Origin of the sequence: Streptomyces sp. NPDC056883 (assembly GCF_042788835.1) — a bacterium.
In the GTDB taxonomy this organism is placed as follows: domain Bacteria; phylum Actinomycetota; class Actinomycetes; order Streptomycetales; family Streptomycetaceae; genus Streptomyces; species Streptomyces stoeckheimensis.
Genome location: NZ_JBHUBS010000001.1, coordinates 894,512 through 905,627, shown reverse-complemented (window position 1 = coordinate 905,627; position 11,116 = coordinate 894,512). Strand labels below are relative to the sequence as shown.

Genomic DNA, 11,116 nt, shown 5'->3' with positions numbered 1-11,116 from the left:
ACGACACTCATGTAACTGGAAACAACGCACCCCCTCCCCCCTCCCGTCTCCCCCCTCCCCCCCCCCCGCCCCCCCCCGCCGCACTGTGTGCGGCTCGCGCCGCCGCTACGGGTGGAAGTTGTCCCGGCCGTCCTGCGCGAAGGCCAGGGACCGGCCGTTGCCGGCGGCAGCGACCTTCTTGGGGCCCTCCTGAACCGCCACCGACCGGATCTCGGGCTTGCCTGGCTTGTCGCCGCTTTGCGACTGCGTCGATGCGGTGGTCATGCCGGAGGGGGTGTGGGGGGCCGCCGAGGCGATCGTGGAGCCGCCGGCGATGCCGAGGGCTGCGAGGGTCAGGCCGGCAGTGGCGAGCGTACGGGTGATGCGCATGGTTCAGGTCCTCCAAGACGACGCGGTCCGTGGGTTCCGCACGGTGGTGCGGCGGACTCCGGGGGTGGGGGCTCTTCGTCAGTGCTGCACTGACACCTACAGAAGACCCCGGGGCACGCCCTGCCCGCGTCCTCCCATCGGTCCCCCACCCGGACGAACGCGGTGGGGTCTGAGCTAAGGGGCCGGTCGGCCCCCGGAACAGGTGGAGGGCCGCATCCGGCCCCCGGCGTCCTGAGCGCACAGCGACCGCCCTCGCGTCCATGCGCCGTCACGTACGAGCCGCGCCGGGCGTCGGCCGACGACGGCTCGATGACTCCGTGACTCGATGCCCCGATGACTGAGCCTGGCCAACGTCCCCGCGATGAGGGCCGGGACGCCGAGCCGAGCTGCGGGCGCGGGGAGGGGGCCGGCCACCACGCCGGCCACCGACTCCGCACCCGCATGCGCCACCAGACCAAGTGGAAAGTCAACTTGCTTGGCAAACAAGCGAGTTGATGACACGCGTAGGCAACTGAACGGCACCGTCATCCCCTTGCCGCCTCGCCCCAACTGGCCAATGATGCTGCGGGCGCACACCGTCATGTCCCGCCGGTCCGCACTTCCCCCACGCCCACTCAGGAGACCTCGTATGCGGACGAGTCATCGCATCCGGCAATCGGCCGTCGTCGTCGCAGCCGCTCTCGCCCTGGTCGTCGCCGTCCCCCAGGCCGCCTTCGCGGCTCCGCCCCCGGGCCTGCCCGGCAACGCCTCCGCTCTGGAATCATCGTTCCAGCCGGCCTACGACTACGACACGGACGGCTGCTACCCGACGCCCGCCATCGGCTCGAACGGCGAGCTGAACGGCGGACTGAAGCCGACCGGCGCACTCGACGGAAACTGCCGGGACGCCTCGGACCTCGCCAACACCAACGGCTACTCCCGCGCCAAGTGCAACAACGGCTGGTGCGCGGTCGTGTACGCGCTCTACTTCGAGAAGGACCAGGCCATCCCCGGCATCAGCCTCGGCGGCCACCGCCACGACTGGGAGCACGTCGTGGTCTGGAGCCAGGGCGGCGAGGCGAAGTACGTGTCGACGTCGGCGCACGGCGACTTCGTCGTCCACGCACGTGACCAGATCCGCTGGGACGGCACCCACCCGAAGATCGTTTACCACAAGGACGGCATCGGCACCCACTGCTTCCGGGCGGCGAACACGAACGACGAACCCCCGGAGAACCACCGCGGGGCCTGGCAGTTCCCCACGCTCGTCGGCTGGGACGGCTATCCCGCGAACCTCCGGGACAAGCTCGGCCAGGCCGACTTCGGCAGCGCGCACTTCGGCCTGCGCGACGACTCCTTCGCTTCCCACCTGGCGGAGGCCAAACCGGCCGGGATCCCCTTCGACCCGAACGCCTGACGCCCTTCGGTCCCCGCGGCCCCTTTTCCGCCCCTGTCGCCCCTACTTCGGCGCTCGCCGGCCCGGCCAGGCGAGCACCGAGGCGGGCTACGTCTACTGCGCCTGCCCTGCTTCGTTGCGCAGGACGGTGTAGGCCACCATGGCCGAGTCCAAGTAGGCCCGCACCTCCACGATGGTGTCGCCGTCGAAGCGGCACACCCAGCAGTAGCGGTTGGCGAACGGGGCACCCTCGTTCGTGGTCGACGTCGAGTACAGCTCGGCGACCGTGATGTCACCGTCGACGTGTACCTGCTCGACCTTCAGCTCGGCCCCGCCCTTCAGGACTCCCGCCAGGCGCCGGAACGTCGCGTCGAGGAACTCCTGCTTGCCGTGGTAGCGGCCCGCCAGGGGATGGGTCCCCTGGACCGTCCAGTCCACGTCGTCGGAGACGCGCTCCCAGAACTTCGGCTGGGTGCCCGAGTCCTGGAGGAAGCCGAAGAGCCGGACACGGTCGGCGCGTACGTCTGCCATCGGATCTCTCCCTGGGTGACCAGCCTGTCAACGGCTTCCAACGCCACGGAGGCAAGACCGTGGCGGACGTCCCATTCTGCCGAGTCCAGGCTCGAGTACGCGGCGAAGACACGGCCCGGGCCGGTCATCCAGGCCCAGCAGGCCCCACACGGCGTCCTGCCTCCGTCACACCGGATGTCACCGCACGTGTTTACAGGCGGGCATTTCGGTAACAAGAAGTAACGAAAGGCAGTCCGAACCCGACGAAAGGCAGGACCTTGACCCTCATCACCGCTCTCATCCTCGTCGCGGTCGCCGCTCTCGTCGGCCTGCTGGCCCTGGCCCCCAGCGCACCCGCCCGGCGCAACCCCTTCCCCGGCCGACGCCGCCGGGCCACGCATCGACGTACGGCCACGCCGCGGCCGAGCAGCCTTCCCGGCCAGCGGGGAATCCACCGCCACGCCCGCTGACACCACCTCAAAATCGGGCAGTGGTCCTCAAAGCCGACCCGGGATGCGCGACGAACTCCGAGACGACCCGATGGCCGAACGGCGGGCGACCGCAAAGGGAAAGAGCAGGGGGTGCAGGGTCGGGTCCGCCGGTAGCGTGGCAACAGCCGTGACGAGGAGGCGATATGACCCGACGCAAGAGCGCGGCGGAGGTGTTCGACGCGCTGGGTGCGCACTACGACGACCTGTTCGGTTCCGTGCCCGAGCAGGTGGAAGCCCTGGACTGGCTCGTGGGGCGGCTGCCCGCCGGAGCCCGGGTACTGGACGTGGGCAGCGGCACCGGCAGGCCCACGGCGGAGGCTCTCGTCCGGGCCGGGCACGCCGTGACCGGGATCGACGTTTCGGCGGCCATGGTCGAGACGGCCCGTGCCCGGGTTCCAGGGGCGCGTTTCGAGCAGGCCGACGTGCGCACGTACGTCCCGCAGGCGGTCGGCTTCGACGCCGTGTGCTCCTTCTTCCCGCTCCTGGTCATGGACCAGTCGGACATCGCGGCGGCCCTCGACCGGATGGCGTCCTGGGTCGCCCCGGGCGGGTACCTCGTGCTGGCCACGGTCCCGGGAGACATCCGGGCGCTGGAGATCGAGTGGATGGGCCATCCGGTGACCGTCAGCAGCCTGTCCGCGGAGCAGCACCTGCGGCAGCTGACGGCGGCCGGCCTCGAAGTGCTCCACCACCACACCTCGTCCTTCGTACCCGCAGACCCCCTCGCGGGGCCCGAGGAGCACTTCTTCTGCTACGCGACACGGCCCGCCTGACCTTCCGTGAACCGCTGCTCCGCCGGGCTCCAGCGCGTCGGAGCAGCGGTTCGCGGAAGGGTTTTGGCGCAGCTCTACGTCGGTGGCTCGGTGGCCCTCGTCTCAGGAAACCTGCATCGGCGCCTTCGGTCGCGACGGCTGCAGCTGCTTCGTGGACGGCCAACGGCGCGTGGCTGGGCCCCGCTTGACCTAGAGCCTCATCCCGGAACCGGAGGTTCCGGGACAACGGCCCCCATCTCGCGCGGGTGTATGTGGTTGACCCACCGATCACCCTTGCTTTCCCTCCGAGTGCCCTGACAGCCTTCGTCGGACTCAGCTGCCGCAACAGCACCATCGGAGGCAACACGCATGTCCTCACGCATGTCCCGGCGCACGTCCCCCCAACGAATACGCCGGGCGTGGCTGACGGCCACCACCGCAGTCACGCTGGCCCTGACCGGCCTGTCGGCCCCCGTCCACGCCGAGGAAACCCCTGCGCCACTGCCCGAATCGTGGCGCCAGGATCCGCAGACGGCGGCCGGCGCCGCCGCACCCCTGGGGACCCTGGCATGGACCAGTCCGGGCGGCAAGGCCGACCCTGCGGACTTCACCCTGCAGGCCGGCGCGATGAACGGGACGACAGCCGACCGCGTCGCACGCCTTGACGCGGTACTGCCCAAGTCGGGCGTCTCGAAGCTCCTCGCCGATGCCAACCGCACCGTGAACACGACGTCGTGCAGCCGGGATCCGTTCGGGACCGCACCCGATCCGGCCCTCAAGTGGTGTCTGGAGAACGACGACTCGACCTCGCGCGAGTGGATCCCGCAGGCCATGACCGGCGTCTCCGACGCCGCGGCCGACGAGAAGTACGGCGCCGCCAACGACACGAACATCCAGCTCTACGCATCCTACGACAACTGGGACCCGGGCCGCGACAGCAACGGGAACGACGTCGGCGACTGCAACCCCGACGAGTTGGAGGCCAACGACGCCTGCAACCAGAAGGGCGTGCGCGTCTCCTTCGTGCAGCGCCGGGCCGATGGCACGGTGAAGTACCGTCACGTACTGCTGGGTTGGGCGTACGAGAACAACTCCCACCACATCTCCTTCGACGGGGTGCACTCCGCCGAAGGCTCGACCAAGCCGGACCCGAACGTGGACATGCAGAACGGTCTGCACGCCGGCGGCATGGTCTGGTACGGCCACTACCTCTACGTCGCCGACACCCGCAACGGCATCCGGGTCTTCGACATGGAGAAGATCATGGACCTGGATCCCAACGGGGACGGCAAGGCCGGTGACGAGATGGGCGCGGACACCGACGGGGTGAAGACCACGTCGAACGTCCAGGACAAGACGAAGATCGGACGCCAGAACAACGTCTGGTACAGCTTCGGCTACCGCTACGTGATGCCGCAGGTGGCGGCATGGAAGTTCAAGGCCGACCAGACCAATCCCGCGGGATCGTTCAAGTGCGTCAGCACCGGCGCTCCGAAGGCGTCCTACGTGTCGCTGGACCGCACCAAGACCCCGGACCGGCTGATCATGGGCGAGTACTGCCGTCCGGAGAGCGGGTACCCCTCCCCCGGCCGCATCGCCTCCTTCCCCGTCAAGGACCTGGAGAAGCGTTCCGGTGAGGTACCGGCCCAGGGCTGGGCCAACTACCTGCCGATGGCCAACGGCGGCGCCCAGGGCGCCCTGGCGATCGGCGACGCCCTGTACGTCAACCAGAGCGCCGGTCACAACGACCCCGGCAACCTGTGGCGGTACAAGTGGAGCAACGGCGTGCTCGTCTCCAACGGCAGCGCCATCAAGACCGCCACGGGCGCCGAGGACCTCTACTACGAACGCGGCGCGCAGCGCCTGTGGTCGGTCTCCGAGCACTATGGTCCTGCGGTGAACGCGGACGCCATCGACGACGGCAAGTCGGCGCCGTGCCTGGGCCTCGTGTGCGAGCGCGTTCTCTACGCCCACAGCAAGGCCCAGTTGGACGCTCCGTAGTCCGCACGCCACGACCGAGCGCTGCGGCGTCCGGGACGTCAACCTGGGAGGCGGACCGGATCTCGTCCGGCCACCGGGCTGTCCAAAACGATCACGCGGTCCATACAGCGGAACAGCCCGAGGCGCTCGCGGGGTCCAGCAGAGTACCGATCAAGGGGACACCCGCGCTGTTCTGCCAGCGGCAGAACTGCGGCCGGACCGGGCTCGACGATCACTACGGTCCCATCTCATGACAACGATAGCGACGCGTACGGTCGAGTACCCGGCCGACGGTTTGACGATGATCGGGCACCTCGCGCTCCCGGCCGGTGTCGACCGCCGGCCCGCGGTGCTGCTCGGACCCGAGGGCATGGGGCTCAGCGACGTCGAACGCTGCCGGGCGGATGCTCTCGCCGAGCTGGGATATGTAGCGCTGGCCTTCGACCTTCACGGCGGGCGCTATTTGGGCAACCCCGAGGAGATGCTGGCTCGTTGCCTGCCGCTGCTCGCCGACCCTGACCGGATGCGGGGCATCGGCCATGCGGCGCTCGACGTGCTGCGCGCCGAACCGCGGACCGACCCCGACCGGATCGCCGCCATCGGCTACGGCACCGGGGGCGCCATCGGACTGGAACTCGGGCGCGACGGCGTCAACCTGCGCGCGATCGGAACAGTGAACGCAACCACCACGGGCCGGCCGGGCGAGGCAGCGCGCATTCGCTGCCCGGTGTGGGCCGGGGTCGGGTCGCAAGACCCGATCATGCCGCCCGCGCAACGGACCGCGTTCACCGCCGAGATGCAGGCCGCGGGCGTCGACTGGCGCCTCACGGTCTACGGCGGCGCCTTGCACGCCTTCCACCACCCACCGGTCGACCACCCCACGGTCCCCGGCACCGGCTACCACCCACAGCACGCACAGCGAGCCTGGCGCGACGTCGTCAACCTGCTCACCGAGTGCCTGCCCTTGACGGAGGACTGCCATCCCCGAGGCGACGGCGGCCCGCTCGGTGGTCCCTCACATCGACGGAGCACCACTCACCGAGCTGATCGACGGATTCGAGATCTCGGCCAAAATGGAACCTGCAGGTGATGCCTACGGTGGTCTGATCCCGGCGTTCTTCCGGTTCGGCCCGATGCGGGACCACTTCCTCGGACGGTCCACCAGCGCCATGGGCCGAAGACACCCGCCCTCGGTTGCGAATGCGGCGAGTGGGGACGCCGAGCGGGGCATCGAGCAGTCGCACGCGCTCCCGGTTGACCTGGCGGAGCCAGATCGGCTTGAGCTGCCCGTTGATGGCCTTGGCCTCGGCCAAGAACTGGTCCACCGCGCCGGGGGAAAGCTGGCCGTCGCGGTAGAGCGGATCTGCCCAACTGCCCAGCAAGGCGGTGGATGCCGGCTCACTCCATCCACTCCACCGTCCCAGTCCCTCCGAGACGAAGGCGTGGCGCGGCCTGGTCCCCGGTTCGCGCGGCCTCACGAGCGTTCATTGCCCGGACCACATCGGGCACAGGGATGCCCACCGCCCGGACCCGCGATGCGATCGTCTGGTTGTCCGGGTGGTTGGGCTTGAGCACCGCCATGCCATTGACAGGCGAAGGCGGTGAGCTCGCGCGACCCGTTCAGTGCCAGCCGGTGTACCCGTCGACGTGCCCTCCTCCGGCGTCTGCGCCCATGAGACCGACCACGAAGAGCACCACCACGATCAGCGCGAGCAGCACCAGCCAGAAATGGTCTTCGAAACCTGGACGACTCGGACCCCAAGGGCGATCGGCGTCCGGATTCTCGCTGTCGCTATCCTCGTTGCTCATCCCGCACCCCCCATCCGTATTCATGGCACTGCACTAGGCGGTCAGCGTCAAGCCTGCTGACGCCCAGGGTATTTCGAAACATGGGACCGAAGCCGGTCGTCGGCACCCCCCTGCCGAGGCAAGCCCTTGCTCGTCAGCGGATCACTCAAGGTCCCTTACGTTGTCTGCAGAACAGGGCAGCCCTTCGTATGGCTGGCCGGCCCAGTCAGTACTCCTCGTCGGGGTAGCCCCACTCGACCTTCGCGCTCGCACCGGCAGCCACCTCTGCGACGGTCGCCGCGAAGAGCCCTTCAAAATGCGGGCGCCACAGATAGAAGCGGCTGATTCCGAGCGGGAAGTCGGATTCGCCGGACACGAAGAACGCGCCGTCGTCGTCCACCGCCACTCCCAGAGACACCTGGAGGATGAGGGACTCCTCACGCAGCAGCTCCTCCAGAGCACGGACAATCTCCCAGGCCTGCGGCTCACCCGTGACACCGGAAACGGTGAAGGCGAGATCGATGTTGACCGACATAGGAAGAGGGTAGAAGGCGCCACTGACAGCGCCAGACGACGGTCCGAGACATCACACCAGCCGTTGGGGGGAAACGGGCCGGCCGTCACCCCGGGATCGCTCCCCGGTTCAGTCGGTCCGTGCCGTGGACTGGAGGCGGAGGCCTGCCAGGGTGAGGTCGAGTGCGGCGCGGAACTGGTCGATGTCCTGGTGGCCGTCGAACTCGTCGACGATCTCGTGGACGAAGGGGAACTCCGCCGGATCCAGTTCCCGCCAGGTCTGGGCGAAGCGGCCGAGGTAGTCGTCGCGGTTCACCTCTCCGTCGAGGACTTCCCGGGGCGGCTCCTGTCCGAGGTCGACCGCGGAGCCGACGACGACTCCGGTGATGGCGGACACGGCGTGGAAGCGCTGGCGGGCGGTGAGGTTCAGGCGCAGGGTCTGCCTGCCCAGCAGTTCGTACAGGCGCAGGGTGTTGCTCTGGACGTCGGTGTTGCGCATGAAGTACGCGCCGAGCCAGGGGCGGTCGACGATGGCGTCGAAGAGGGTGAGGGCCATCGCGCGGAGGTCGTCGACGGGGTCCTCGGTGCCGGGGAGCTTCTCCACCTCGGTCAGGATCGTGCCGATCACGTGGTCGGTGGCGAGGTCGAGGAGTTCGTCCTTGTTCTCCACGTACCAGTAGATGCTCGCGACGCCGCCGCCGAGGCGCTGGGCGAGCGCCCGGAACGTGAGGGCCGGCGCCCCGGCCTCGTCGAGCAGGGCCACCGCCTCGGCCAGCACCGACTCCATGGAGTGCGATGCCCGGCGACGAGCCTTGCCGGTGCCGTTCTGTGGACGTGCCATGACGGACTCCCCTTCTCGCTTGCATCGTATCGAACGTTGTTCTACCTTAGCGCATGGAACACCGTTCGATATTCGTTCGGCGTTCGATACTCGTACTGCGTTCTATCGGAAGGGGTCGCCATGACCACCACCACGACGCACACTCCCGTCCCGCGCACCTATCCCTCCCTACGGTCGGCGTGGATACCCATGGCCGCCCTCTGCCTGGCCTTCTTCGTCGAGATGGTCGACAACACGCTGCTGTCGATCGCGCTCCCCACCATCGGCCGCGATCTCGGCGGCGGCACGACCGCACTGCAATGGGTCACCGGCGCCTACTCCCTCACCTTCGGCGGCCTGCTCCTCACCGCCGGATCGATGGCCGACCGGCTCGGCCGCCGCCGTGTGCTGCTCGTCGGGCTGGCCGTCTTCGGCTCCCTGAGCCTGGCGGTGGTCCTGGTCACGACCACGGGGGAACTCATCGTCCTGCGGGCCGCCCTCGGCATCGCCGCGGCCGCCATGGCGCCGATCACGAACTCCCTGGTCTTCCGCCTCTTCGACGACCAGGCCCTGCGGATGCGCGCCATGACGGTGATGATCGTCGTCGGCATGTCCGGCTTCGTCCTGGGGCCCCTGCTGGGCGGCACCGTACTCGCCCACCTCGGATGGCAGTGGCTGCTGATCGTCAACGCGCCCATCGCGTTGATCGCCTGCATGGGCGTCCGGCTCGGCGTCCCGGCCGACCGCCCCGAGGACCTCACCCGCGACTCCCTCGACCTGCCGGGCGCCGCCCTGAGCATCGCCGCCATCGGGCTCGCCTGCTACACCCTGACCAGCGGCGTCGAGCACGGCTGGGCCTCTGCGATCACCCTCGCCTCGATCGCCGGCGCGGTGGCCTCCGCGATCGCCTTCGTCCGGCACGAACGCCGCACCGCCGCCCCCATGCTCGACCTGAGCCTCTTCTCCCGGGGCACCGTCCGGGGCGCAGCCATCGCGCAGATCGGCACCTCCGTCGCCATGGCGAGCGTGATGTTCGGCCTCATCCTGCACTTCCAGTACGCCTACGGCTGGAGCCCGATGCGCGCCGGCCTCGCCAACCTGCCGATCATCGTCACCATGCTCGCCACGACCCCCCTCTCCGAGTGGCTCGCGCACCGCTTCGGCCACCGCATCGCCTGTCTGGTCGGCGCCGCCTGCATGGCCGGCGCGCTCGCCGGCCTCTCCTGGGGCGTCGGGCACGGCTACGCGGCCATCGCGGCCTGCATGGTCCTCATGACCATCGGCCTGCGCACCGTCATGACGATCTGCGCGGTCGCCCTCGTCGACGCGATGCCCGCCAACCGCACCTCCCTGGGCGCCGCCCTGAACGACACAGCCCAGGAGGTCGGCTCCAGCCTCGGTACCGCCCTCGTGGGCACCCTCATCGCCGTCCTCGTCACCACCCAGCTGCCCGCCGGCACCTGGAGCGACGAGCTCATCGCCTCCTTCTTCCACGGCGAACGGATCGCCTACGGCCTCCTCGCGATCGTCGTCGGACTCATCTCCGCCGGTGGAGCCCTCGCCCTCACCAACTCCCGCACCACCGAGGAACACTGAGGACCCCTCTGGCGTTCTCCTCGGGCTGCCTGCGGTGGGCCGCCAGTCGCCTGGAAGGCGCAGCTAGTCTTGCGATCATGGCTTTGCGACCCGATGAGTTCTACGACCACGCACGTGCGGCTGCGGATGATGAGCTTCGGCTTCCGCTGTCCAGAATGACGGGATGGAACATCAGCCCCTTCGAGGCCGATGGGCTGCGCGTGTCCGCGCTCCGACCGCCCGTGGTGCCCGAGCCGCCGCGACACGGCGAAGACCCGGCGGACTGCGATGAGTGCCGCTCCCGCGACGAAGGCATCTGGATCAACGACCGCTGGCGACTGGCCCGCATACCAGGCGTCGGTGTGCCACTGGTGCTGATGCTCTACCCGCGCGACCACTACGACATGGCCGATCTGCCCGACGAACTCGCCGCCGAGCTGGGCGTGCTCACCACTCACGTCGTCCGCCACGTGCAGGCACTGCCGCACATCTCCCGAGCCCACGTCTACCGGATCGGCGACGGATCCGCACACTTGCACGTGTGGTTCTTCGCCCGACCCGAAGGACAGAGCCAGCTGTACGGGTCGTGGCTGCCCGTCTGGGACGACCTCCTGCCCGAATACCCGGCAGACATAGCCGACGCGGATGCAACCGCCGTCGCCAAAGCCCTGACCGCCTCGTACGGAGGCACCGCTCAGACACCAACGGCCAACTGACCCCCTGAGCCCCAACGCCCAGGGGTACCTCCCGCGCCGCGACTTCCCAGGAGTCTCCGACCCCGCTTCATGGATCACCCCACGCGCCCGCTAGCGCGTAGGCCCGACGTGGGGGGGGGGGGGGGGGGACCCCCCCCCCAGGGTCGGGTGAAAACCGAAAAACCCCCCCCCCACCACACCCGTTTTCTCCCCAGTTCACTTTTGGTGCACGGTTTTTCCCCCGACAG

12 protein-coding genes are annotated in these 11,116 nt (G+C 69.2%); 7 read left to right on the top strand and 5 right to left on the bottom strand.

The annotated features are described in order from the left end of the window. Positions 1–105 precede the first annotated feature (105 nt). A complete protein-coding gene (locus tag ACFRU2_RS04260) occupies positions 106–369 on the bottom strand; it encodes a hypothetical protein (RefSeq protein WP_382967365.1) in 264 nt (87 codons plus the stop codon). A 628-nt stretch (positions 370–997) separates the two neighbouring features. Between ACFRU2_RS04260 and ACFRU2_RS04255 the strand changes: the two genes are divergently transcribed. After that, entirely contained in the window at positions 998–1,765 is a 768-nt protein-coding gene (locus ACFRU2_RS04255) for an NPP1 family protein (protein ID WP_382967363.1), read from the top strand. 93 nt (positions 1,766–1,858) lie between these two features. Here the strand turns inward: ACFRU2_RS04255 and ACFRU2_RS04250 are convergent, their stop codons facing one another. Further along, on the bottom strand, positions 1,859–2,275 hold the full coding sequence (locus ACFRU2_RS04250) for a nuclear transport factor 2 family protein (protein ID WP_382967362.1): 417 nt from the start codon (positions 2,273–2,275) through the stop codon (positions 1,859–1,861). Between the two features lie 257 nt (positions 2,276–2,532). On the opposite strand from ACFRU2_RS04250, the gene ACFRU2_RS04245 reads away from it, so the two are divergent. The 4 genes from ACFRU2_RS04245 (at position 2,533) to ACFRU2_RS04230 (ending at position 6,567) form a co-directional block, all read left to right on the top strand. Then, entirely contained in the window at positions 2,533–2,724 is a 192-nt protein-coding gene (locus ACFRU2_RS04245; RefSeq protein ID WP_382967360.1) for a hypothetical protein, read from the top strand. 164 nt (positions 2,725–2,888) lie between these two features. Beyond that, positions 2,889–3,518 carry a class I SAM-dependent methyltransferase gene (locus ACFRU2_RS04240; RefSeq protein WP_382967358.1) on the top strand — a complete coding sequence of 210 codons (630 nt, stop codon included), beginning with the start codon at positions 2,889–2,891 and terminating at the stop codon, positions 3,516–3,518. A 348-nt stretch (positions 3,519–3,866) separates the two neighbouring features. Then, the gene (locus ACFRU2_RS04235) at positions 3,867–5,498 is read left to right on the top strand and encodes a hypothetical protein (RefSeq protein ID WP_382967356.1); all 1,632 of its coding nucleotides are present in this window, start codon (positions 3,867–3,869) and stop codon (positions 5,496–5,498) included. A gap of 229 nt (positions 5,499–5,727) precedes the next feature. Next, positions 5,728–6,567 (top strand): dienelactone hydrolase family protein, encoded by an 840-nt coding sequence (locus ACFRU2_RS04230; protein WP_382967354.1) that lies wholly within the window; start codon positions 5,728–5,730, stop codon positions 6,565–6,567. A gap of 530 nt (positions 6,568–7,097) precedes the next feature. Here the strand turns inward: ACFRU2_RS04230 and ACFRU2_RS04225 are convergent. The 3 genes from ACFRU2_RS04225 to ACFRU2_RS04215 form a co-directional block, all read right to left on the bottom strand. Continuing rightward, on the bottom strand, positions 7,098–7,286 hold the full coding sequence (locus ACFRU2_RS04225) for a hypothetical protein (protein WP_382967352.1): 189 nt from the start codon (positions 7,284–7,286) through the stop codon (positions 7,098–7,100). 205 nt (positions 7,287–7,491) lie between these two features. Continuing rightward, positions 7,492–7,800 (bottom strand): hypothetical protein, encoded by a 309-nt coding sequence (locus tag ACFRU2_RS04220; protein WP_382967351.1) that lies wholly within the window; start codon positions 7,798–7,800, stop codon positions 7,492–7,494. Between the two features lie 108 nt (positions 7,801–7,908). Beyond that, positions 7,909–8,565, bottom strand: coding sequence for a TetR/AcrR family transcriptional regulator (locus ACFRU2_RS04215; protein WP_382967840.1), 657 nt, complete (start codon positions 8,563–8,565; stop codon positions 7,909–7,911). A gap of 174 nt (positions 8,566–8,739) precedes the next feature. Between ACFRU2_RS04215 and ACFRU2_RS04210 the strand changes: the two genes are divergently transcribed. Both ACFRU2_RS04210 and ACFRU2_RS04205 read left to right on the top strand, forming a co-directional pair. Further along, positions 8,740–10,194 (top strand): MFS transporter, encoded by a 1,455-nt coding sequence (locus ACFRU2_RS04210; protein WP_382967349.1) that lies wholly within the window; start codon positions 8,740–8,742, stop codon positions 10,192–10,194. Between the two features lie 155 nt (positions 10,195–10,349). Next, positions 10,350–10,889, top strand: a complete 540-nt coding sequence (locus ACFRU2_RS04205) for a hypothetical protein (RefSeq protein WP_382967347.1) — start codon at positions 10,350–10,352, stop codon at positions 10,887–10,889. Positions 10,890–11,116 lie beyond the last annotated feature (227 nt).